The sequence below is a fragment of the Gemmobacter caeni genome (assembly GCF_003054195.1).
Classification (GTDB): Bacteria; Pseudomonadota; Alphaproteobacteria; order Rhodobacterales; family Rhodobacteraceae; genus Gemmobacter; species Gemmobacter caeni.
The window spans coordinates 1-22,029 of sequence record NZ_QBKP01000008.1 but is presented as its reverse complement, the minus strand read 5'-3'; the positions used below and the strand labels follow the sequence as shown (position 1 = coordinate 22,029).

Below are 22,029 nucleotides of genomic sequence, written 5' to 3'. Positions count from 1 at the left end.
GTGCGACGGTCCGGTGCAACCATTGCGCCGGACAAGCGTTTGACAACGCAGGCGGAAGAACGCAAGTCTTGGGGACGGGCCTGCCCGTGTCCTCAAGACCCCCCGCTGTGTGGACCCGCCCATGACGCTGTTCCTCCCTATCGCCGAGGTCTCTGTCAACGCTTTCGCGCTGATCGGGATCGGTGCGATCGTCGGCTTTCTGTCAGGGTTGTTCGGGGTCGGCGGCGGCTTCCTGATCACTCCGCTTCTGTTCTTCATCGGCATTCCGCCCGCCGTGGCTGTGGCCACCGGCGCCAATCAGGTGGTGGCCTCGTCGATCTCCGGCGTTCTTGCACAATTGAAGCGCAAGGCGGTGGATTTCCGCATGGGCACAGTGCTGCTGGTTGGCGGTTTCATCGGCTCGGCCCTGGGCATCTGGGTCTTCTCGCTGCTCAGCGCCGCCGGGCAGGTCGATCTGTTCGTGCAGCTGTCCTATGTGCTGTTTCTGGGCCTCGTCGGGCTGATGATGTTTCAGGAAAGCCTGCGCGCCATCCTGCGCGCTCGGAAGGCCGGCAAGGTCGAGGTGCGCCGGGCGCATGTCCATACCTGGGTGCACCGGCTGCCGCTGAAGATGAAGTTCCGCGCCTCGGGGCTTTACATCAGCGTGCTGCCCCCGCTGGGTGTGGGCGCCATTGTGGGCTTCCTGTCAGCGGTGATGGGCGTGGGCGGCGGCTTCATCATGGTGCCCGCCATGATCTACCTGCTGGGGATGCCCACCAAGGTGGTGATCGGAACGTCGCTGTTTCAGATCATCTTCGTCACGGCTTTCACCACCGTCATGCATGCGGTGTCGAGTCAGACCGTCGATATCCTTCTGGCACTGACGCTGATCGGCGGCGGCGTGATCGGCGCGCAGATCGGTGCGCGGGTGGGGGTGAAGCTGCGAGCCGATCAGATGCGCATTCTGCTGGCGCTTCTGGTGCTGGCCGTCTGCTTCCGCGTCGGGCTGGACCTGCTGCTGACGCCGGAAGAGTTCTATTCCATCACACCGGGGCGGCTGCCATGAAGCGGCTGATCCTCGCCCTCCTGCTGGCGGCCTCCCCTGCCCTTGCCAATGATCCCGGCGAAGAGATCGTCGCGGGGCTGAGCCAGTCATCCGTGTCGATCACCGCCGATTATGCCGGGGCAGAAATCCTGATCTATGGCGCGGTCAAGCGCGAAGCCCCGCCACCGAAAGGGGGCACCGTACAGGTGATCGTGACGGTCGAGGGACCGGAAGGCCCGGTTTCCGTGCGGCGCAAGGACCGGATCTGGGGTATCTGGCAGAACAATGCAGCGGTGGAGATCGACCGTGCGCCCAGCTTCTATGCCGTCGTCACCTCCGGCCCGCTGTCGCGTGTCCTGTCGGAAACCGACGATCTGCGTCATCGCATCACCATCCCCCGTGCCATCCGGTCGGTCGGGATTGCCTCGGATGCCGATGAATCCCCCGCTTTCGTCAATGCGCTGCAACGTATCCGCACCGAAGAGGGCAAGTATTCGCTGCGTGAAGGCGGCGTGCAACTGACCGAACAGACCCTGTTCCGCACCGATGTCGGCCTGCCCGCCGCGCTGGTCGAGGGGGATTACACGGTCCGCATCTTCCTGACCCGCGAGGGCCGGGTGATCGACACGATCAAGCGGCGGATCTGGGTGCGCAAGGCCGGGCTGGAACGCTTCATGTATCAAAGCGCCCATGACTGGCCCCTGCTTTATGGTCTGGCCTCGCTGCTGATCGCCGCACTTGCGGGCTGGGCTGCCTCGGCCCTGTTCGCCCGGTTCCGGCCCTGATGATCCGGCGCAGGCTGGTCAGACGACCGCCAGTCGCGCTTCCAGCCTGGGCCAGCGCCAGCCAAGTGTCAGGCCGCGCACCGCATTCAGGACCATGAGCGAAGCCCAGAGCCCGTGATTGCCCCAAAGCGGCAACAGCACAGCCAGGACAGCGGCGTAGATTGCGACACACAGGATCATGGCGTTGCGCATTTCGCGGGTCGCTGTGGCGCCGATGTAGATGCCGTCATACATCCAGCTTGCGGTGCCGATCAGCGGCGCGGCGATCATCCAGGGCAGGAAGGCGCGTGCCTCGGCCCGCACCTCGGGCGAGGTGGTCATCAGGTCGATGATGGCCCCGCCCGCCAGCGCGAAGCCCGCCGCCATCAGCGCGGCCCCGGCCAGCCCCCAGAGGAATGGCAGCCGCACGGATTGCCGCAGCACGCTGCGCGAGCGCGCGCCCACGGCCTGCCCCACCAGCGTTTCGGCCGCAAAGGCGAAACCGTCCAGCGCATAGGCGGTGATTTCCAGAAACTGCAACAGCACCTGATTGGCGGCCAGCGTCACATCGCCCTGCCCTGCCCCAAGGAACAGGAAGGTCGTGAAGGCGCCTTGCAGCAGGACGGACCGCACCATGATGTCCCCGTTGACCGAGGCCATGCGGCGCAGGGCGGTGCTGTCGAACAGGCGTGCGCGCGCAGCGGCCAGCGCAGGGCCAAATGCATCGCGGCAGAGCCAGAGACCCAGCGCCAGCCCCGACCATTCGGCGATCAGCGTCGCCCCGGCCACCCCCCGCACACCCCAGCCGAGCCCCAGCACGAACCAAAGATCAAGCAGGATGTTCAGACCGTTCATCCAAAGCTGCAACACCAGCACGCCACGCGTGCGCTCCAGCGCGATCAGCCAGCCGGTGACGGCGTAAAGCGCGATGGTTGCCGGGGCGCCCCAGATGCGCAGGGACAGGTATTGCCGCGCCAGCGCCTCGACCTCGGGGGAGGCGGGCGCCACGCGAAACGCCGCCCAGAACAGCGCGCCTTGCGCGAGGACCAGGGTGGCACCGGCCGCGAAACCGATCATCAGCGCCCGCATCAGCACCGCCGTGCGTTCCGGCGCATCACCCGCGCCATGCGCCTGTGCCGCAAGGCCGCTGGTGCCCATCCGCAGGAAGCCGAAGATCCAGTAGAAGGTCGCCAGCACAATGGCGCCGATGCCCACCGCCCCGATGGGTGCCGCCGCCCCCATCTGCCCGACCACCCCGGTATCCACCGCCCCCAGCAGAGGCACCGTGGCATTCGACAACACGATGGGCGCCGCGATATGCAGGACGCGGCGATGCGTCACCGGGGTCACGGGCTCAGTCCTCACGGTCCGGCATCAGGAAATGCCCGGTCGCCTGTGCGAACAGCCGCGAACGGTTGTCCTGCCACGCCTCGACATGCACACTGGCATAGCGGCGGCCCGAACGGTTGACCCGCGCCCGCGCATATGCATCGCGCGGCAGGCCCGAACGCAGATAGTCCACGGTGAAATCAATCGTCTTGGGCAGGCGCGGCAGATGGGTCGCGTCGATGGTGGCGGGATCGAGACTGCCCTTCTCCATCTCCTCCCACAGCATCGACCAGCTCAGTTCGATGATCGCCGTCACCTCCAGAAACGCCGCCGTGGCGCCGCCGTGCAGGGCGGGCAGCAGGGGGTTGCCAATCAACTCGTCCTTGAAGGGCAGGATTGCGGTCAACTCGTCGCCACGCCGGTCAAACTGGATCCCGAGGAAGCTGATATAGGGCACCCCCTCGACCAGACGGCGCAGCGCGCCGTCACGACGCTGTTTGAGCACTTGGACCGGCTCGGGCTTCTGACGCGGGCTCATTTGCCGCCCTCCGCCGGGGTGCCGGGACCGGGTTCCATGGTGAAGGCGCCGGTGGCCGAGGCGACGGGGCGGCTTTCGTCATCGTCCAGCGCAGTCGCCCGCACGAAGGCCACGCTGCGGGTAACGTGATAGCATTCGGCACGGGCGCGGATCGTCTGGCCGGGCGTCGCCGCGCGCATGTAATCAATGCGCAGGTCGATGGTGGCGGTGCCCGCCGGGGCAAGGCCATGCGCCATCACTGCCGCGCCGCTGGCCGTATCCATCAGCGCCGAAACCGCGCCACCATGGATCACCCCCGTCGCCGGATCACCGATGAACCGCGGATCATAGGCCATGGCGATCACCGCACGGGCATCGCCAAATTCCTCCAGCCGCATGCCCAGCGCCCGCGCGTGGGGCAGCGCCTCGATGAACTTGCGAGCGATGTCGCGCCTGTCGTTGCTCATGGCCTGCCTCTTGTGCCGGAACCTGCCGCGCCATGTGACATCTTGCGCGCCTCCGCCGCAACCCCCGCCGCGGCCTTCGCACCAAGCCCGATTGCAACCGGAGGCGATTTGCCCTTAGGTTGGGCAGGCAAGGAGGACCGTGGATGACCGATACCCGCCTGACATTCAAGGAAATGTGCGCCCGGTTCGACGTCACGCCCCGGACCCTGCGCTATTACGAATATATCGAGCTTCTGGCCCCCGAACGCGAGGGCCGCGCACGGTTCTATGGCCCGCGCGAGATTGCGCGGATGACGCTCATCCTGCGCGGTCGCCGCTTTGGTTTCTCGCTGGAGGAGTTGCGCCAGTGGCTGCTGATCTATCAGCAGCAGGGCACGCGGCCGCAGCTTGAGGCCTGGATCGGCCTCGCCGACCGGCAGCTGGCCGAACTGGCCCGCCAGCGGGACGAGCTGGATGTGACCATCGCGGATTTGCAGGCCCTGCGCGAAACGGCTGTGAAAGAGCTGGGCGAAAGCTGACCTGCGCTTGCCGCAGGGTCAGAAAATTACCCTGACCCTGCGTCAGATTTCAGGACATTACGTCACCGAAAAACTGACGTGACGTTATGTTTACGTCAACTTCGATCCCTCTGGTATCAAAAGGTCAGACCCCGCATCTCTGACGCAGAGTAACTCTGCACGAGACCCCGTATGACCCGTTTGACGCAAACCGACCTGTCGGACACCCTGTCGATCCGCGAAATGTGCGACGCCTTCGAGGTGACGCCGCGCACGCTGCGCTTCTATGAGCAGAAGGAACTGCTGTTCCCGATCCGTCAGGGTACGCGCCGCCTGTTCACCCGCCGCGACCGCGCGCGGCTGAAGCTGATCCTGCGCGGCAAGCGCTTCGGATTTTCGCTCGAGGATATCCGGCAGCTTCTGGACATGTACGACCACGATCCCAGCCAGCAGGAGGCGCAGCTGAAGCGCACCTATGAGCTGGCGCAAGAGCGGCTGCACGCAATGGAGGCGCAGCGCGACGAACTGAACGAGGCAATCGCCGAGCTCAAGACCCAGATGGCCTGGGGCGAAGAGATGATGGCGAGCCTCAGAAACCGCGGCGGCGCCTGACCGGCACCCGCCCAGAGCAAGACCCGAAGGGAGAGAGACATGCCCACCTATACCGCCCCCTTGAAAGACATGCAGTTCCTGCTGCAAGATGTGCTGCGCGTCACCGAAACCGGCGTGCCCGGATATGAGGATCTGGACGCGAGCTTCACCTCGGCCGTGCTGGAAGAGGCGGGCAAGGTTGCCTCCGAAGTGCTGGCGCCGCTGAATGCGGTGGGCGATGCGCAGGGCTGTGTTCTGGAAAATGGCGTGGTGCGGACGCCCGAAGGCTTCAAGGCCGCGTTCGAGGCCATGAAGGAAGGTGGCTGGACCGCGCTGGACTGCGACCCGGAATATGGCGGTCAGGGCCTACCCTATCTGATGGGCACCGCCGTGGGCGAGATCTTCGTTTCCGCCAATATGGCCTTCAACATGTATCAGGGCCTGACCCATGGCGCCTATTCGGCGATCCACGCGCATGGCACCGACGAACAGAGGGCGACGTATCTGCCAAAGATGGTGTCCTGCGACTGGACCGGCACGATGAACCTGACCGAGCCGCACTGCGGCACCGATCTGGGGATGCTGCGCACCAAAGCCGAACCGCAGGCGGATGGCAGCTACAAAATCACCGGGCAGAAAATCTTCATTTCGGCTGGGGAGCATGACATGGCCGAAAACATCATCCATCTGGTGCTGGCCAAGGCACCGGGCGGTGGCGAGGGCACCAAGGGCATTTCGCTGTTCATCGTGCCGAAGTTCATGGTCAAGGAGGATGGCAGCCTGGGCGACCGCAATGCGGTTTCCGTCGGCAAGATCGAAGAGAAGATGGGCATTCACGGCAATGCCACCTGCGTCCTGAACTACGACGGCGCGACCGGCTTCCTGCTGGGCGAGTTGCACAAGGGCATGCGTGCCATGTTCACCATGATGAACGAGGCACGTCTGGGTGTGGGCCTGCAAGGCTATGCGGTGGCGGAAGCCGCCTATCAGAACGCCGTCGCCTATGCGAAGGACCGCCTGCAAGGCCGCGATGTGACCGGTGCCAAGAATCCCGCCGGGGCTGCCGATCCGCTGATCGTGCATCCCGACATCCGCCGCAGCCTGATGGACCAGAAATCCTTCGTGGAAGGCGCCCGCGCGCTGACCTTTTGGGGCGCCTCGCTCATCGACCGTCACCACCGCCAGAACGACGCGGCGGCCGACGGGCTTGTGGGTCTGCTGACCCCCGTCATCAAGGGCTTCCAGACCGACAAGGGCTTCGAGATGGCGGTGCAGGCCCAGCAGGTTTACGGTGGGCATGGCTATATCGAGGAACAGGGCATGTCGCAGTTCGTGCGCGACGCCCGGATCGCCATGATCTATGAAGGCGCGAACGGGGTGCAGGCGCTGGACCTCGTGGGGCGCAAGCTGGCGGCGGATGGCGGCAAGCATGTCATGGCCTTCTTCGACATGGTGAAGGCCGAATGCAAAGCGCATGATGGCGATGCCCGCATGGTCCCCTTTACCGAGGCGCTGAAAGCTGCGTCAAAGCAAATGCAGGCGGCTGGCATGTTCTTCATGCAGAACGGAATGAAGAACCCCAATGCCGCGCTGGCCGGATCTTACGACTTCATGCATCTGATGGGGCATGTCTGTCTTGGCCTGATGTGGACCCGCATGGCGAAGGCTGCCTATGCGGCGCTGGATGCAGGCGCCGCGGATACGACCTTCTACGAGACCAAGATCACGACCGGCCGCTATTACATGGCGCGACAGCTTCCTGCCTGTGCCACGCATCTGGCACGCATCGAAAGCGGCGCCGATCCGGTTATGGCGCTGGCGGCAGAGGCGTTCTAAGCTGCGGGCGACATCGGGCAAAATCCTTGCAGAAAGGATTTTGCCCCAGCCCGACCGGAGACGCCCATGCCCCGCCGCTTTCGCCTGACCCGCCGCTTTCCCGTTGCCATGACCGAGGACGGCTATCGCCGCCTGCGCAAATTCGCGCAGGAGGCCGGGTTGGACGAGGGAGAGGCGCTGTCTTTCCTGTTTGAGAACTGGACCAGCGTGATCGACAACGAGAACCTGACCCACCGTCTGCGGCTGTTCAACGCCGAGTTGGACGACCGTAAACGCTGACCCTGTGCGACGCAGGCTGAAGCTGCCCTGCCCGCAGCCATGGAGCGGCGCGGCACAGGCAGATCAGACGCCGCCCGCTTCGGTTTTCAGCGGCAGTGTGACGGAAAAGATGGTTCCACGCACAGGGCTCCGGCGATAGTCGATGTGGCCGCCATGCGCCTCGACGATCTGCTTGGTGATGCTGAGGCCAAGCCCCGTTCCCCCGGCCTTCCGCCCATCCCCCGAATCGAGCTGGGTGAAGGGCTCGAACACCTCGTCCTTTCGGGCCTCGTCCAGCCCCTCGCCCTGGTCGCGCACCTCGATCAGGGCAGCGCCATCGTGAACGCCGATGCTGACCTCGATATTGCTGTCCGGCGGCGAGAATTTCGCGGCATTGGACAGGATATTGCTGAGCGCCTGCTTGATCCTTTGAGAATCGACCGTGGCCGTCAGGGTCTCCTCCGGCCGGACGAACTCGATCACGCAGCCCAGCCGGCCAGCATAGGGCTGGTTCACATCGACCGATTCCTGCACCAGCGCCACAAGATCCGTCTGATGAAGTTCCAGCGTCAGCTTGCCGGCACTGGCCTTCTGAAGATCAAGCACCTCGTCGATCAGCGATTTCAGCGTCTTGGAGTTGCGTTGCGCGATTTCGAGCACCTTGCGCGGTGCGGGATCGACCGCCCCGAGGTTGCCTGACAAAGCAAGGTCCAGCGAGGCGCTGATCGAGGTCAGCGGCGTTCTGAGTTCATGACTCATCGTCGACAGGAAGGCCGATTTGGCCGCCAGCGCCGCCTCGATCTTGCGATTCTGCACCTCAAGCTCGATCAGACGCTCCATATTGGTGCGATACATCGCCAGAAAGATGCGCGAACAGTCGATGATGAAATAGGCCACGAACAGGCTGGAGAGGAACTGCACCCACAGGTCAGAACCAATTCCGCCCACGGCCAGCACGATATCGCGAATCGGAATCGCGAAGAAGGTCACGCCGTAGATCCCGAGCCGCAGGGCAAGGATCGACAGCAGGTGATGATTGTTCATCGCGGCAAAGACCCCTGCCGCGAAGAGGAAGAACATCGGCATGAAATGCGAGCCCTGTCCTTGCAGGATCGAGATCCAGACCGCAAAGAAGCTGATGGCGCCCGAACTCATGATCGTGCCGAGCACGATACTCCAGTAATGACGGCGCCCCGGTTGCTGGCCGCGCGCCCTGGCCCGCGCGATGCTGATGAACACGCGGTAGTCATAGGTTTCGCAGATGGCGACCATGACGAGGTTCAGCACGGCCAGCGGCAGGCTGTAGAAGAAGCCCGCCAGCAGAAGCGCCACGCCGAAGATCATCTGACGTTGCCAGAAAAGCCTTTGACCGACCTCTGCATAGTCCAGAAGCTGCCGTTTCAGGCGATCCTCATCGGTCTGTCCGGCCCGCAGGCGTGTCCAGAGCGTCCCAAGCTGGCCCGACACGCGGCTTTCGGCGCGGATACCGTTGGATCTGTAGGCCGACACTTCGCTCAAGACACCACTCCAAGAAGATACATTTTAACAGATGGTGAATCATTGTCGCTAAAAAGAGGAAAAACTGTGGCCATTTTCGCCACAAGCGTGCATACCAGAGAGAAGGACACGAAACGTTGAGGTAGGCATGGAAGGCATGAAACCGGCTAGGGTGCGTTCAGCTCGGTTGTTCTTTCCAGTAATCAGTCCGCAAGTACTTCCCGAGGCAACCACCCGTGAACGCATCCTCCTGAAGGAGGCCGCAGAACAACCACAGGACAGCAGGACCGACCCGCTTTTGGGCGGTGCGCTCAAAGCGACAACCCTGACCTTTACAAACATCCACAAGCACGGCGACCTCTTCGTCGACTTCATGCGCATGCGGCATAAGGTGTTTATCGAAGGCAAGGGATGGGATCTACCGGAAACTGACGGAATCGAGTTCGATCAATACGATACGGCCCAGGCCCGCATGATCGCGATTCACAGTTACGGCGAGGTTCTTGCCGGCATCCGGCTGTTGCCAACCACCTCCAAGGTTGGCCTGCACAGTTATATGCTGCGCGATGCCCAGCTTGGATTGCTGGACAGTCTGCCGCGGGACATCCTCTTTTTCGAGGCACCCGTTTCGCCGCTGATCTGGGAGGCGACGCGATTGTTCATCAAGCCTGACGTGCCCGCGAAGCTGCGGGCGCAGGTTCAGGTGCAGCTGATGACCGAGATGGCGAAGGTCGCGCGCGAGGCTGGCGCAACCCATGTCATCGGGATTGTTCCCGCCGTGTTCCGGCGATGGATGGCCCGTATCGGCATGTCCGCCTCGCCCGTGGGGGCGCCGCTGGTTATTGATGGCGACAAGGTCTGTGCCGCGCTGTTCCCGGTGATCGAATTCGTGAACTGACGGCAGCACCAGACCGCAGGCAGAACGGGCGTGACCGTGAAAACCGGCGCGGTCCCCCATTCACGCCACCCGCCCGAGCAGGCTGGCTTCCCAGAGTTTGCGCACCTGCTGCCCCAGTTGCAGCGCGTCGAAGGGCTTGGTGATCGTGCCCAACACGCCGGGACCGTTCAGGTCTTTCAGCTCGCGCTCCGTCGCTTTCGCCGTCAGGAAGATGGCGGGAGTCGATGCGAATTTCGGCATGGCGCGCAGCAGCCGGAATGCCTGCGGCCCCGACAGGCCCGGCATCATGACATCCAGCAAAAACAGATCCGCCTCGATGGTATCAGCAAGACGCACCACCTGATCGCCGCTTTCGAACTGCACCAGCGGCAGCCCGGCGACCATCTCCAGCGCAATCTGGACCAGGACCCTGATATCCGGGCAATCATCGACGTGTACGATTCTGGGATCTGACATCGCTTTCGTCCCCACGATTCCCCCGGCTGCGCTGCTTCTGTTCCTGCACGACGGGGCACGCACCTGCTGCATACGATTGTTGTGCCCGCCCATTGTGGCGACAACATGGCCCTGAGGCTGCATTAATAAGGCCGCCCAAGGCCGGGCGGCGGCCGGACAACAAGAGACTGTCGGGCAGCACTCACGGTGATTTGCCACGGCAGCCCTCCCCCAAACACAGCAAATCAGGGCTGACACCCGAAACCGGATCATCCGGGTAGGTCTTTGAAAAGATGGGATCACCGGACCGCGGTGATGCGCCATCGGCCGAATTTACCGGCCTCGGTTCTCTGCCTTCTCCGCTGCCGCCGGTTGGCCAGAAGACAGAGACGTTCGTGAACCATCAGGAATATGGCGGATCGTCAGGTGCGTTGGCGGATATGCCGGAAAACCTGTCACCACGAGATGCAGGGTGGCCGGGCGAATCCGCAGCCTCTCCCCTACCGCAACCGGCGCATTCCCTGTTCTGCCCGTCCCGCATTCAGCTCGCGCAAGGTCAAAGGATCGGTCCAACGATTGCCAGGGCGTTGTTCCACAGCCTGCGTCCCGGTCCCCAGGCCTGAACCTCTTCGAACGGGACAAGTCTGCTTTGCGCAAGATACTCTTCCTGCCGCGCCCGCATCGCGGTGGTGGTGTCTGCGTCCTGAAGCAGGATGTTGTTTTCATAATTCAGATCGAAACTGCGGCGATCCATGTTGGCGGAGCCGATCAGCGTGATCTGGCCATCCATGGTCAGGGACTTGGTATGGAGAAGCCCATGCTGGAACTCATAGATCTTCACGCCTGCTTCCAGAAGGCTTTCGTAGTAGCTTCGGCTGGTGGCGCCGACAGCAAAATCGTCATTGCGGGCCGGGAGGATGATCCTCGTATCGACGCCGCGCGCGGGACAGGCGCAAAGCGCCTGCTGGAGCGCGGGTGTCGGCACATAGTAGGGCGTCGTGATAAACACGGACCGGCGCGCGGCGAAGATCAGCGAAGTGAACATTTCGGGCATCGCCAGCGTCCGGAATGTCGGGCCGGTTCCGACCACCTGCGCAGCAAATCCCGCCTGTGCAGGCGGCAGCGGCGCGGTCAGCAGGACAGAGATGTCGTCGCCACCATTGCTCATCCAGTCGCTTGCGAAAAGGTGCTGGTTCTCGCGCACGACCGGCCCGGTGAACCGCATCACCGCATCCACCCATGGCCCATACCGGGCCTTTGGAAGGAAAGCGGGGTCCGCACAATTCTGGCTGCCGCAGAAGGTTACGGCATTGTCGATCACAACGATCTTTCGGTGATTGCGAAGGTCGATCCGGCCATTGAAGATGCGCAACAGCGGATTGCCAACGCGCAGGGCCGAGCGGGTGCGAACCCCGGCGGCCCCCATCCGCCGCCAAAGCCCGGATTTCAGCAGCGCGCGCGACCCGAGGTCGTCGACCATCGCACGGCAAGCCACGCCCCGGCCTGACGCGCGCATCAGGGCCTCGGCAACCTTCTGCCCGTTGTGATCATCGAGCCAGATATAGAACAGCAGATGGACATGATCGCGCGCCCCGTCGATGGCCGCCACCATCTCGTCAATGGCAGCATCAGAGTTTTCCATCAACCGTGCGGTGTTGCCGCCCACCGCCGGGTAGCCAGAAATGGATTGCCCGACACGAAACAGCGGTGCAAATTCCGGATGCAGATCCGGGGCGTTTTCAGGCGCAGCCCAGCCATCGGCATCTTCGGGACGCGGCAGGCCGCTGAACTCGGACTTCAGCCTTGCAACACGCTTGCGCCCGACGCTGGTCTGGCCCAGCAGCAGATAGGCCAGGGCCCCCAGATATGGCAGGACCATTACGACAAGCAGCCATGCCATACGGGATTCCGGCTGCCGATGGCGGCGCAGCAGAATGTGCACCGCGCAAACCCCGACAACCATAACATGCAGAACGAGATAGAACAGAGTGCTGCCTCCGCTGCAATCGGACGAAACGGCTGACGACCTGCCGCGCCCTCAGGCTTGCGGGGCGGGTCTGCCTGGCGGAATGATGCGGCTGTGCGGCCTCCGGTTTCAAGGCCTGAACGGCAGAGCGTGAGCGCGGGCAGCCCTTTCCGGCCAATGACCGCGCAGCCAGAACGGCCTTGGCAACAGGCCCTGGGTCGTGTTGCCAAAACGGATTCCCCTCCGCGGTCGTCTGTGCTTCAAGATCATCTCTGCGTGGGAGGTGAGCTTGGCACGCAACCTGATGTCCGTCGACGAATGGGCATTCTTCGAGGGCTTCATCCGGGCAGTCCGGCATCCGAACGGGCGCAAGCCGGCGGCCATCGGCTTGTTCTGGATGGCATTTTCTGGATCGCGCGGACCAGTGCGCCGTGGCGGGACGTGCCAGAGGAGTTTGGCAAGTGGTCATCTGTCTGCCGGCAGTTGCGGCGCTGGACGCTCGCCGGGCTGTGGGAGGACCTTCTGGATGGCTTGAACCACGCGGGGCTCGCTGCGCGAAAGGCTGCCCCGATAGCTGGCAATGAACTGAAACTTCACGGCTTTTGAGCCACAAAGAACTGAGCCGTTTTTAGCACCGCCCTCTCCTCCCTGAGAATGCGGTTCTCTTTGCGCAAGCGCTCATTCTCGCGAAGAAGATCAGCACCATGTTCCGGTGCCTTCGCCGCATCGGAAATCGACCCTATCCATTTGCCGAGCGTGGAAAGCCCAATCCCAAGATCAGACGCAACCTGCCGCCGTGTCAGACCGCTGGTGAGCGCGATGCGAACCGCATCCCGGCATCCTGTTTGAAATCGTCGCTGTGTGTCCTCGCCATATCCTGTCTCCTTTGGTGAGGGCATCGCTCTCGGAAGACCGGAACGGAACCGGTGCAGGTCCAGAGTGCAGCCTCACGCAGAAGTTCCGGCCGGTGGGGCGGCTGCGTGACTTGACTGCACCGCCCGATGTCCTGTCCATGGGGGCGATGCGCGGCACGGCCCTGTCGGGTTGGCTCCGCACGGCCCTATCATGAAGCAGCCTGATGTTCCCGACACTTGACCAGATTCTCCCCTCGCTCCAGTCACTCGGTATCCTCGGGTACTGGCTGGTCGGCGGAGCCTCGATGCTGGAGGCCTACTTTCTTACCGGCATCGTCATTCCGGGCACATTGATTGTCGATGCAGGCGGCATTCTTGTACAGCGTGGCCTTCTGGATTTCCTCGATCTGGTCTGGTTCGTGGCTGTCGGGTCCATCCTCGGCTCGGAGATGAGTTACTGGACCGGCCGTCTGGCGAAAGATCGTCTGCCCGGCCGCAGGCGCATCGAGAACTCTGCCGCCTTCGCGCGGGCGACCCGGCTTTTTGCCAGACACGGAGGAGTGGCGTTGGTGATCGGGCGCTTTCTGGGGCCGGTTGCAGGCCTGGTGCCGCTTGCCGCGGCGCTGGCTGGTATGGAGCGTCGGCGGTTTCTGATCTGGAACATCATCGGCAGCGTGCCCTACGCATTTGTGCATGTCGCAATCGGTTATGCGCTTGGCGGTGCGCTTGGGCAGATCGGCGGGTCGGTGACCCGTGTGGCGGTTCTGATCGGGGCGATCCTTCTGCTGCTGGCCGTGCTTTGGGGGCTGCTCTACAGTCTGCTGCGGCTTCTGCCGCTTGCGGGCATGGTCCTGGCGGCGGCGCTGCGCGGGATTGCCGAAATTCCCCTGATGGCGAAGGCACTGAAGCGCCATCCAGAAACGGTTCACCGGGTCGTGGCACGGTTTGACCGCAGCACCTTCACCGGGCTGCCGCTGACATTTCTGTCGCTTCTGATCATCTATATCGGCGTGGTCTGGATCGACACGGCCATGGATTTCGCTCTGGATGCGTCGATGGCTGCGCTGGACATGCGGCTTGCCGAACTGATCCATCAATTCTGGTCGCCTGCGCCCATCCGCATCGCCTCGTGGATCACCATACCGGGGGGCGTGCGGGTGGTGGCGCCGCTGGTCGCCGCAACCTTGATCTGGCTTGTGCTGGCGGGGCAGAGGCCGCTGGCCACAGGCCTGACTGTATCGGTTATGGGCAATACGCTGACGGTCTCATTGCTCAAGCACGCTTTCGGCAGGTCACGTTCACCGCTGGGGTATTTTGTGGAAACCTCTGGCAGCTTTCCCTCCGGCCATGCCGCAGTTTCGGTCGCGGCCTATGGGATGCTGACCTATGTACTGTGGCGGACAAGGGTCTTGCGGGCAGAGTCGGCGCTGCTGCTGGCGGGTCTTGTCGCCTTCGCCATTGGCGTCAGCCGGATCTACCTGATCGAGCATTACCTCAGCGATGTGCTGAACGGCTGGCTCGTGGGGGCGCTGTGGCTGACAATCGGAATTGCGGTGGCCGAATGGCTTTCATCGCGCAGCTTTGCGTACCGCCCGGTTCGGGGCAGGACAAGGATTGCGGGCCAGATGGCGATGATTGCCATTGCCGGGTTTGCGACGGTTGGACTCTGGCGTCACGAGCCCGCCCGCAATGCACCTGCACACATCGCGGATGTGACGGTTTCCGGCCCGCTGGCCCTTTCCGGCCCGGATCTGCCCGTGATGACCGAGTCGCTGATCGGCACGCCGGTCGATGCAATCTCTCTGGTTGTGTTTACGCGGGATGAGCGGACCCTGTCGAACGACATGGAGGCCTCCGGCTGGACCCCGGCGCCGCCGCCCTCGCCGGGACGCATCCTTGATGCGATTTCGGCCGCGATCATCGGGAATGAAGACCCGACTGTTCAGATGGTGACGCATTTCTGGCGTGGGATGCCGGGCGATCTGACATTTTCGGCCCCTTCGGGCGGCACAGCGACACTGTCGGTGCGCCACCCTCATGCCCGCTTCTGGCGCACCGAATATGTAACCCCTGACGGGTTCCGCGCCTGGGTCGGCGCAGTGGGGCTTGATGACGATGCAGACCGCGCGCCGGACCAGGAAATTTCCGCCGATCAGGGTTTGAATGACAGCCTCGTACAGGCTTTGATCGGGCAAGGCGCGACCGCGCGGGGCAGGATTTCCTTACCGCTCGAAGGCAGTTCCGGCCCGGCGTCGATGGCTGCTGATATCACCGTTCTGGTCATAGGGCACTGAATCCGACGTCAAGCCGTGTGACCAAGACAGGAAAGGGCGGCGCAGATTCGTGATCTGCCACGCTGCTTTGCGCGCCCCGACGCCAGCGCAGGAGGCAGGGGACGGTCGCATTCAAGGGGTCATCTGTGATTGGGGTCAAATTACGGGGAGGATGACGTTCGCACGGGGCTGCACTGCTTGACCCTGTCTTCATTCCTGAGGAAGGTGGCACTCCACCATCTGCATCGCCGGGCCGCGTATCTGTCAGGCGCGAGAGGCCATGATGCAGGCATCGGGGAGCTGCCATGTTCGATCTGATCCAGCGGGCCATAATTCCGATAGTTGCGGCGGTTCTTGCACTTGCCGCCCTTCTGGCCGGATGGGTCTGGGTGGCTTTGCTGCTTCTGGCGGTCGTTGCGCTTGGCATCTACGATTTCCTCCAGCGTGACTGGACGATTACCCGAAACTTTCCGGTTGCGGGGCGCATTCGCTGGCTGTTCTACCGCCTGCGCCCTTATCTGCGCGCCTATATCGTCGAGGACGATCTGCATGGCACGCCTTATTCCTTCGAGGCACGCAATCTGGTCCATGCCCGTGCACGGGGCGAGACGGACACCCATCCTTTCGGCACCGAACGCGATGTCGATGCCGAAGAGTATCACTGGATCGGCCATTCTATCGCGCCAGAGCCTGACCCCGATATCAGCCCGCGTGTCATTGTCGGCAATGATCAGTGCGCGCGGCCCTATTCGGCCTCGGTGCTGAATATCAGCGCAATGAGTTTCGGGGCGCTTTCGGCCAATGCGGTGCGGGCGCTGAATCTGGGAGCGAAGAAGGGCAACTTCTATCACGACACGGGCGAGGGTGGCCTTTCTCCCTATCATCTGGAACATGGCGGCGATCTGGTCTGGGAACTGGGGTCAGGCTATTTCGGGGCGCGGGATAAGGACGGGCGTTTCGACGCCGGGAAATTCCGTGACAACGCGGCCCATGACGCCGTGCGGATGACCGAGATCAAGCTGTCGCAGGGGGCCAAGCCCGGCCATGGCGGGCTGTTGCCCGCCGCCAAGGTCACAGAGGAGATCGCCCGCATCCGGCAGGTGCCCGCGCATCAGGATTGCCTGTCGCCGCGCGGCCATTCGGCCTTTTCGACTCCGATACAGATGATGGAATTCGCGGCCCGGATGCGTGATCTGTCTGACGGCAAGCCGGTGGGGCTGAAACTGTGCATTGGTCAGCCGCACGAGCCTTTCGCCATGATCAAGGCCATGCTGGAGACCGGCATCTATCCCGATTTCATCGTTGTCGACGGTGGAGAGGGTGGCACCGGCGCCGCGCCGCTGGAACTGTCCGACTGGGTCGGTATGCCGCTGACAGAGGGGCTGGTCCTGATGCGCAACGCGCTGGTCGGGGCGGGCATCAAGGACAAGGTTCGGCTGGCGGCGAGCGGCAAGGTCTATTCCGGCATGGGGCTGGCGGAAAACATCGCGCTGGGCGCGGACTGGTGCAATGCCGCACGGGCCTTCATGCTGTCGGTTGGTTGTATCCAGGCGCAGCGCTGCCATCTCGGCACCTGCCCGACAGGCGTGACCAGCCAGGACCCGGGCCGTCAGCGCGGCCTCATCCCCGAAGTGCAGGGTGAACGCGCCGCACGGTTCCATGCCAAGACGCTGGAAGCGATGGCTGACATCGTCGCAGCGGCGGGCTTCAGGCACCCGCAGGATCTGCAACCCCATCATCTGATGCACCGCACCGGCCCGGAAAAGGCCATGCCGATGGATCGCATACACACCTTCCTGCCCGAAGGCATCCTGCGCGATGCGCCCGACGATACAATCTACGCCGACTGGTGGGCGGCCGCCCGGGCCGACAGTTTCCGCCCCGGCATCGATCTGGTTCCTGCGCGGGCCGCTGCCAAGAATATCCCTGCCGAAATGTGAGGTGAACCATGTCCCGCTCCGTTGCCGAAGTCATGGTGGAGACCCTGATCACCGCCGGGGCGAAGCGATGCTGGGGCATCGTCGGCGACACGATCAACCATTTCACCGATGCGATCCGGCGCTCTGAAATGCGGTGGGTCCATGTACGGCACGAAGAGGCGGGTGGTCTGGCGGCAGGGGCCGAGGCCTATATGACCGGCGAACTGGCGGTCTGCGCCGGAACCTGCGGACCGGGCAGCCTGCATTTCGTCAACGGTATTTTCGAATCCCACCGCAACGGCGCGCCGGTGGTGCTGATCGCCTCTGACGTGGCGCGGACAGAGGCTGGGCTGAGCTTTCCCCAGGCCGTCGACCAGCGCAAGATCTACGAACAATGCAGCGTCTTTTGCGAATATGTCAGCCACCCCGATCAGGCCCGGCGCATCGTTGCACTGGCCGCGCAGGCGGCACTGAACAAGGGCGGCGTGGCAGTCGTGATCGTCAATGGCGACATGTTCACCGAAAGGACGGAGGACGCGCTGGATTGGGCGGTGCATCGCCCGGCGCCGGTGCTGCGCCCTTCGGATCGCGAGCTGGAGGTGCTGGCAAGCGCGCTCAACGAAGCCGACAAGGTCACGATCTACGCCGGGATCGGCGCAAGGGAGGCGCATGATCCGGTGATCGCGCTGGCGAAGGTGCTGGCCGCGCCGGTCGTCCATACCAGCCGGGCCAAGGAGTTCATCGAACCGGACAACCCGTTCAATGTCGGCATGACCGGCATTCTGGGGAACAAGGCAGGGGTAGATGCCATCGACCGCGCCGACATCATGCTGTGCCTCGGCACCGATTTCGCCTGGACGCAGTTCTACCCCGATGGAAAGCACGTCATCCAGATCGACCGCGAGGCCACCCATCTGGGCCGCCGCGCGCCGATCCGTCTGGGGCTGGTTGGCGATATCGGCCCAACCCTTGAGGCGCTTCTGCCCAGCCTGTCCGGGGATCGCGACCCGACCCATCTGCAACAGGCGCTGAAGCAATGGGAGGAGGATCGGGAGGGGTATGAGCGGGAAGCGAATGAGCCCGACCCGGCGTTGATCCATCCGCAGGCCGTTGCCCGGATGCTCGACAGTCTGGCAGCGGAAGACGCGATTCTGACAGCGGATGGCGGCTCTCCGCAGGTCTGGCTGCTGCGTCATGTCGCGGCACGCGGCCAGCGCAGGTTCCTGATCAGTCTTCTGCACGGCACCATGGCCAATGCCTATCCGCAGGCCATGGGGGCGGCGGCGGCCTATCCGGGCCGGCAGGTCATCGCCATGTGCGGCGATGGCGGAATGAGCATGCTGATGGGCGATCTGCTGACGCTGGTGCAGGAAAAGCTGCCAGTGAAGCTTCTGATCTTCAACAACGGCAGTCTTGGCTTCGTCGAGATGGAACAACGGGTCGAGGGGCTTCTGGACAGTTATACCGAATTGCAGAACCCTGATTTCGCTGCGCTGGCCCGCACCTGTGGCCTCAGCGGATGGCGGGCAGAGAATGCGGATGATCTGGAAAGCGCGATGACTGCCTGGCTGGCCGCTGAAGGCCCCGCGCTGCTGGATGTAAAGGTCAACCGCATGGAGCTGGTCATGCCGCCGCATGTGAAACCTTCGCAGGTTGCATCGACGGCCATGTTTGGCATCCGGGCGATGCTTGATGGCCGGACGAAGGAAGTTGTCGCGCTGTTGCGTGACAATTTCCTGCGGTGAGACGCGTGGACCTGATCATCCCTGACCGCCTTTTTTCGATCTCTGCGGCCAGTGGCATATGTCCACCGGCATGATGCGCGGGCTGTTTCAACCTCACCGGCATCGGTATGCAGACCGCACCTCTTCTGGTTCGTTTGCTGAACTGCGTGCCGGTGGGGCTGATCTGGATTGCGGGGCTATGCTGGCACGGATCTGGCGCCGGGGGGTGATGGACACGATCAAGACGTGGCGGCTGAGTTCTGCAATTCAGCGGCATTTTCTCTGTCATGTTTCCGGGGGGCTGGCATCATGGCCGCTGGCCCGATCCGGGTTCTCGCCAACCTGTCGCAAAGGATGATGTGATGTGCGAGTTGTTCGCCATGAGCGCGTCGCGCCCAACCATCGTGGAATACACGCTGGACCGCTTTGCCCGTGAGGGCGGAGAGCGGCACCGCAACCGCGATGGCTGGGGCATCGTTTTCGCCGAGGATCGCGATGCCCACATCTTCCGCGAGGCTACACCAGCTGCCGACAGCGCACTTGCCCGGATGGTTGTTGAACGCGAGATCCCCTGCCGTCATCTGATCGCGCATGTCCGGCGTGCCTCGAAAGGTGAGCCGCATCTGGCGAACACCCACCCGTTCACGCGGGTCCATGCCGGGCGGATGCATCATTTCGCCCATAACGGCACGCTGCATGGCATAGATGATCTGGCGCCCGGATTGCGCGCTGAGTGTGTGGGGGACACCGATTCCGAACTGGCCTTCCTGCTGTTGCTGCGCGCCTTGCAGGATGTGCCGCATGGGGCAGAGGAGACAACCCTGCGGTTTGATATCTTTCGCCGTTTCGCCGCGCAGATGGCCGTACTCGGCGATGCGAACTTCCTGTTCTTTGATGGCGAAACCCTGTTCGCCCATGCGCACAAGCGTATCTTTGAAACAGAAACCGGCGTTTCCCATCCGATGCCGCCGGGGCTTTGCATCCGCGATTTCGCACAAGGCAGCGAAGAAGGACCATGGCGTGGCCATGGGTTACGCATCGACGATCTGCCTGCGCGCATTGTCCTTCTGGCGAGTGTTCCGCTCAGTCTTCATGGCTGGAAACCACTGCCAGAAGCCAGCGCTCTGGCGCTGCGGGACGGGCATATCGTCAGCAGCAGTCTGTCCTGATCCGGCGGGCGACGCCGGAGACCATCAGGCACCGCGTCGGCAAAAGGCTGATATCAAACAGCTTGCTTGCCCGGCGTCATCCCTGGAAGATGTGCGAATGAGCGGGTCGAAACAACATACTGAACTGTGCCATGTGTGCGGCAAGCCCTTTCCGGTCCACGCGCTTCGGCCATGGGTTGCGGTGCGCCCGGGGGTGGGCAAGATCATCGAGGCGGGCCACCCCGGCTGGCAGGATGGCAAATTCATCTGCGAGCCTGATCTGGCGCATGCACGCCGCGCTTATGTCGAGGCATTACTTGAAGAGGAACGTGGCGAGCTTGGCGCCATCGAGCGGCAGGTCATCGACGCCATGGCAAGCCATGAAACCATTTCCCAGCCGGTGTCACAGGCATACCGGGAAAATCTGGGGTTCGGGGACCGGGTGGCGGACAGGGTCGCTTCCTTCGGCGGAAGCTGGACCTTTATCCTTGGCTTCCTGCTGGTGCTGGTTCTCTGGATGACGGTGAACGTGGTGCATCTGTTCCGGCAGCCCTTTGATCCCTACCCCTTCATCCTCCTGAACCTCGTTTTGTCGACGCTGGCGGCCTTTCAGGCCCCGATCATCATGATGAGCCAGCGCCGCCAGGAGGAAAAGGACCGCCTGCGCGCCGAGAATGACTATCGCGTCAATCTCAAGGCAGAACTCGAAATCCGGCAGTTGCACGAAAAGATCGACCACCAGCTTTCCCGCCAATGGGAAAAGCTGGCTGAATTGCAGAAGATCCAGATTGATCTGCTGGAGGCAAACGGGCAGCGGCGGCGCTAAGGCCCGTTGCCAAAACGGATTCCCCTTCGCGGTCGTCTGTGCTTCAAGATCATCTCTGCGTGAGGGTGACCATGGCACGCAACCTGATGTCTGTCGACGAATGGGCATTCTTTGAGGGCGTCATCCGGGCAGTCCGGCATCCGAACGGGCGCAAGCCTGCGGGCCATCGGCTTGTTCTGGATGGCATTTTCTGGAACGCGCGGACCAGTGCGCCGTGTCGGGACCTGCCAGAGGAGTTTGGCAAGTGGTCATCTGTCTGCCGGCCGTTGCGGCGCTGGACGCTCGCCGGGCCGTGGGAGGAGGTCCTGGATGGTCCCGGCGAACGAGGGCATCGCCTTCCCTTTGGGCGCGCTGGACACCTTCACCACCTGTGGCGGCCCGGCGAACCTGTTTGAAACTGCCAACACTATCGGCCTGTCCCTCTACGCCCTCCAGCACCTGGACGAAAATACGCTTTCGAAATCACCGCCTTCGTAGCGGCAGCAACTACCAAAGAGTGCGCTGAACGGATCAGTGACACGACCGCCTCCGGTCGCTTCCCGGAGCGCGCGCTCTGCAGCGATCGCTGACCAGAAGATAGAATCGTTCAATTCAGGCCAATCTGGCACCGCCGTCTCAAGCATCTTCGCGTGCTTGCTGAGATCGACATCGTGCCAAAAGCGAACAGCGGAGACCTTGTGCAGGATGGCGACAGAATCGTCCTCGAGAGCATGCATTGACCGCACGCCTACGAGCCGCTCGACAGCGTGTGCTGCGGTGCTGAGAAGCCAGCTCTGGTTCCGGGATATCCGTTCATGGCCGCCTTCGAGGTTAGGCGCGCGACCCAGAATGCAATCCAGACCTTTGATCAGTCTCGCAAGCCCTCGCTGACCTTCGGCATTCTCGATATCGAAGCCGTCGACGAACCGATGTAGGGCATTGGACAATCCGGTGGCCTGGAAGCGTTCAAGGGTGCCGATCCGGCCAGATCAGCGGTGGAAACGGGCGCTGCCACCGTCAGAAGCCGGGCGCCGGGCTTGGGTTCGGAGAAGCCGAAGCGGGCGCGGATCTCGCCCTCCTCGATCTCCATCCCCAGACGGACCATCTTGTCGACGGCCGTGGCCAGCGCGCACAGATCCTCGGTCTTCGGGCGGCCGATCCGGATGCGCGGATAGCGCTTCTGCGGCCCGAACTCGAGCTGGATCCACGGCCGGATCACATCGCGGT

At 63.2% G+C, this 22,029-nt stretch carries 19 protein-coding genes and 4 pseudogenes; 15 read left to right on the top strand and 8 right to left on the bottom strand.

All coding sequences use genetic code 11. The features are described from left to right. The first annotated feature begins 121 nt into the window (after window positions 1–121). Together C8N34_RS13235 and C8N34_RS13230 are read left to right on the top strand one after the other, a co-directional pair. The gene (locus C8N34_RS13235) at window positions 122–1,045 is read left to right on the top strand and encodes a sulfite exporter TauE/SafE family protein (RefSeq protein ID WP_054301467.1); all 924 of its coding nucleotides are present in this window, start codon (window positions 122–124) and stop codon (window positions 1,043–1,045) included. Continuing rightward, entirely contained in the window at window positions 1,042–1,809 is a 768-nt protein-coding gene (locus tag C8N34_RS13230; RefSeq protein WP_054301468.1) for a TIGR02186 family protein, read from the top strand. Before C8N34_RS13235 ends, C8N34_RS13230 begins: the two co-directional genes overlap by 4 nt. A gap of 18 nt (window positions 1,810–1,827) precedes the next feature. On the opposite strand, the gene C8N34_RS13225 is transcribed toward C8N34_RS13230, so the two are convergent. Genes C8N34_RS13225 through C8N34_RS13215 form a run of 3 tightly spaced genes read right to left on the bottom strand, consistent with a single transcriptional unit; the run spans window position 1,828 to window position 4,101 of the window. Then, window positions 1,828–3,138, bottom strand: a complete 1,311-nt coding sequence (locus C8N34_RS13225; protein WP_242013811.1) for an MATE family efflux transporter — start codon at window positions 3,136–3,138, stop codon at window positions 1,828–1,830. Window positions 3,139–3,142: 4 nt separating this feature from the next. Further along, window positions 3,143–3,655, bottom strand: coding sequence for a PaaI family thioesterase (locus C8N34_RS13220; RefSeq protein WP_054301470.1), 513 nt, complete (start codon window positions 3,653–3,655; stop codon window positions 3,143–3,145). Then, a complete protein-coding gene (locus C8N34_RS13215) occupies window positions 3,652–4,101 on the bottom strand; it encodes a PaaI family thioesterase (RefSeq protein WP_054301471.1) in 450 nt (149 codons plus the stop codon). The genes C8N34_RS13220 and C8N34_RS13215 overlap by 4 nt, the downstream gene beginning before the upstream one ends. Before the next feature lie 143 nt (window positions 4,102–4,244). Between C8N34_RS13215 and C8N34_RS13210 the strand changes: the two genes are divergently transcribed. The 4 genes from C8N34_RS13210 (at window position 4,245) to C8N34_RS13195 (ending at window position 7,304) form a co-directional block, all read left to right on the top strand. Next, window positions 4,245–4,619, top strand: a complete 375-nt coding sequence (locus C8N34_RS13210) for a MerR family transcriptional regulator (protein ID WP_108129235.1) — start codon at window positions 4,245–4,247, stop codon at window positions 4,617–4,619. A 171-nt stretch (window positions 4,620–4,790) separates the two neighbouring features. Next, entirely contained in the window at window positions 4,791–5,210 is a 420-nt protein-coding gene (locus C8N34_RS13205; protein ID WP_054301473.1) for a MerR family transcriptional regulator, read from the top strand. A gap of 39 nt (window positions 5,211–5,249) precedes the next feature. Continuing rightward, window positions 5,250–7,025: an acyl-CoA dehydrogenase C-terminal domain-containing protein gene (locus C8N34_RS13200; protein ID WP_108129234.1), complete on the top strand. Its 1,776-nt coding sequence runs from the start codon at window positions 5,250–5,252 to the stop codon at window positions 7,023–7,025. Window positions 7,026–7,091: 66 nt separating this feature from the next. Beyond that, window positions 7,092–7,304: a hypothetical protein gene (locus tag C8N34_RS13195; RefSeq protein WP_054301475.1), complete on the top strand. Its 213-nt coding sequence runs from the start codon at window positions 7,092–7,094 to the stop codon at window positions 7,302–7,304. Between the two features lie 63 nt (window positions 7,305–7,367). Here the strand turns inward: C8N34_RS13195 and C8N34_RS13190 are convergent, their stop codons facing one another. Continuing rightward, window positions 7,368–8,792: a sensor histidine kinase gene (locus tag C8N34_RS13190; RefSeq protein WP_108129233.1), complete on the bottom strand. Its 1,425-nt coding sequence runs from the start codon at window positions 8,790–8,792 to the stop codon at window positions 7,368–7,370. Window positions 8,793–8,928: 136 nt separating this feature from the next. On the opposite strand from C8N34_RS13190, the gene C8N34_RS13185 reads away from it, so the two are divergent. Then, window positions 8,929–9,678 (top strand): acyl-homoserine-lactone synthase, encoded by a 750-nt coding sequence (locus tag C8N34_RS13185; protein WP_108129232.1) that lies wholly within the window; start codon window positions 8,929–8,931, stop codon window positions 9,676–9,678. Between the two features lie 60 nt (window positions 9,679–9,738). On the opposite strand, the gene C8N34_RS26370 is transcribed toward C8N34_RS13185, so the two are convergent. Continuing rightward, the gene (locus C8N34_RS26370; protein WP_158640708.1) at window positions 9,739–10,134 is read right to left on the bottom strand and encodes a response regulator; all 396 of its coding nucleotides are present in this window, start codon (window positions 10,132–10,134) and stop codon (window positions 9,739–9,741) included. A gap of 535 nt (window positions 10,135–10,669) precedes the next feature. Then, entirely contained in the window at window positions 10,670–12,085 is a 1,416-nt protein-coding gene (cls, locus tag C8N34_RS13175; protein ID WP_268245825.1) for a cardiolipin synthase, read from the bottom strand. 277 nt (window positions 12,086–12,362) lie between these two features. Here cls and C8N34_RS13170 point away from each other — a divergent pair. Then, window positions 12,363–12,676, top strand: a pseudogene (locus C8N34_RS13170) (transposase); the annotation flags it as partial. On the opposite strand, the pseudogene C8N34_RS26875 reads toward C8N34_RS13170, so the two are convergent. Next, window positions 12,629–12,953: pseudogene (locus C8N34_RS26875) on the bottom strand (transposase); the annotation flags it as partial. The pseudogenes C8N34_RS13170 and C8N34_RS26875 overlap by 48 nt on opposite strands. Window positions 12,954–13,157: 204 nt before the next feature. On the opposite strand from C8N34_RS26875, the gene C8N34_RS13160 reads away from it, so the two are divergent. From C8N34_RS13160 to C8N34_RS13130, 7 genes and pseudogenes are all read left to right on the top strand, one after another. Further along, window positions 13,158–15,227: a bifunctional DedA family/phosphatase PAP2 family protein gene (locus C8N34_RS13160; protein ID WP_108129229.1), complete on the top strand. Its 2,070-nt coding sequence runs from the start codon at window positions 13,158–13,160 to the stop codon at window positions 15,225–15,227. 284 nt (window positions 15,228–15,511) lie between these two features. Next, complete coding sequence (locus C8N34_RS13155; RefSeq protein ID WP_108129228.1) at window positions 15,512–17,146, top strand: FMN-binding glutamate synthase family protein; 1,635 nt, start codon at window positions 15,512–15,514, stop codon at window positions 17,144–17,146. 8 nt (window positions 17,147–17,154) lie between these two features. Further along, window positions 17,155–18,870 (top strand): thiamine pyrophosphate-dependent enzyme, encoded by a 1,716-nt coding sequence (locus tag C8N34_RS13150; RefSeq protein WP_108129227.1) that lies wholly within the window; start codon window positions 17,155–17,157, stop codon window positions 18,868–18,870. Window positions 18,871–19,211: 341 nt separating this feature from the next. After that, complete coding sequence (locus C8N34_RS13145; RefSeq protein ID WP_108129226.1) at window positions 19,212–20,018, top strand: class II glutamine amidotransferase; 807 nt, start codon at window positions 19,212–19,214, stop codon at window positions 20,016–20,018. Between the two features lie 97 nt (window positions 20,019–20,115). Further along, window positions 20,116–20,823 carry a DUF1003 domain-containing protein gene (locus C8N34_RS13140; RefSeq protein ID WP_054301483.1) on the top strand — a complete coding sequence of 236 codons (708 nt, stop codon included), beginning with the start codon at window positions 20,116–20,118 and terminating at the stop codon, window positions 20,821–20,823. A gap of 65 nt (window positions 20,824–20,888) precedes the next feature. Then, window positions 20,889–21,134: pseudogene (locus tag C8N34_RS13135) on the top strand (transposase); the annotation flags it as partial. Further along, window positions 21,133–21,267 (top strand): annotated as a pseudogene (locus C8N34_RS13130) (major capsid protein); the annotation flags it as partial. The pseudogenes C8N34_RS13135 and C8N34_RS13130, both read left to right, overlap by 2 nt. A 403-nt stretch (window positions 21,268–21,670) precedes the next feature. On the opposite strand, the gene C8N34_RS13120 reads toward C8N34_RS13130, so the two are convergent. Continuing rightward, window positions 21,671–22,029: phage portal protein family protein (locus C8N34_RS13120; protein WP_146177480.1), on the bottom strand; the 359-nt coding region annotated here is incomplete at its 5' end.

What these genes read in the sequence shown, in the direction of transcription:
- C8N34_RS13220 (WP_054301470.1), bottom strand. Translation starts at nt 3,655, where the DNA reads ATGAGCCCGCGTCAGAAGCCCGAGCCGGTCCAAGTGCTCAAACAGCGT.
- C8N34_RS13195 (WP_054301475.1), top strand. Translation starts at nt 7,092, where the DNA reads ATGCCCCGCCGCTTTCGCCTGACCCGCCGCTTTCCCGTTGCCATGACC.
- C8N34_RS13185 (WP_108129232.1), top strand. Translation starts at nt 8,929, where the DNA reads ATGGAAGGCATGAAACCGGCTAGGGTGCGTTCAGCTCGGTTGTTCTTT.
- C8N34_RS13235 (WP_054301467.1), top strand. Translation starts at nt 122, where the DNA reads ATGACGCTGTTCCTCCCTATCGCCGAGGTCTCTGTCAACGCTTTCGCG.
- C8N34_RS13145 (WP_108129226.1), top strand. Translation starts at nt 19,212, where the DNA reads ATGTGCGAGTTGTTCGCCATGAGCGCGTCGCGCCCAACCATCGTGGAA.
- C8N34_RS13155 (WP_108129228.1), top strand. Translation starts at nt 15,512, where the DNA reads ATGTTCGATCTGATCCAGCGGGCCATAATTCCGATAGTTGCGGCGGTT.
- C8N34_RS26370 (WP_158640708.1), bottom strand. Translation starts at nt 10,134, where the DNA reads ATGTCAGATCCCAGAATCGTACACGTCGATGATTGCCCGGATATCAGG.
- C8N34_RS13140 (WP_054301483.1), top strand. Translation starts at nt 20,116, where the DNA reads ATGAGCGGGTCGAAACAACATACTGAACTGTGCCATGTGTGCGGCAAG.
- C8N34_RS13150 (WP_108129227.1), top strand. Translation starts at nt 17,155, where the DNA reads ATGTCCCGCTCCGTTGCCGAAGTCATGGTGGAGACCCTGATCACCGCC.
- C8N34_RS13205 (WP_054301473.1), top strand. Translation starts at nt 4,791, where the DNA reads ATGACCCGTTTGACGCAAACCGACCTGTCGGACACCCTGTCGATCCGC.
- C8N34_RS13160 (WP_108129229.1), top strand. Translation starts at nt 13,158, where the DNA reads ATGTTCCCGACACTTGACCAGATTCTCCCCTCGCTCCAGTCACTCGGT.
- C8N34_RS13210 (WP_108129235.1), top strand. Translation starts at nt 4,245, where the DNA reads ATGACCGATACCCGCCTGACATTCAAGGAAATGTGCGCCCGGTTCGAC.
- C8N34_RS13200 (WP_108129234.1), top strand. Translation starts at nt 5,250, where the DNA reads ATGCCCACCTATACCGCCCCCTTGAAAGACATGCAGTTCCTGCTGCAA.
- C8N34_RS13230 (WP_054301468.1), top strand. Translation starts at nt 1,042, where the DNA reads ATGAAGCGGCTGATCCTCGCCCTCCTGCTGGCGGCCTCCCCTGCCCTT.
- C8N34_RS13215 (WP_054301471.1), bottom strand. Translation starts at nt 4,101, where the DNA reads ATGAGCAACGACAGGCGCGACATCGCTCGCAAGTTCATCGAGGCGCTG.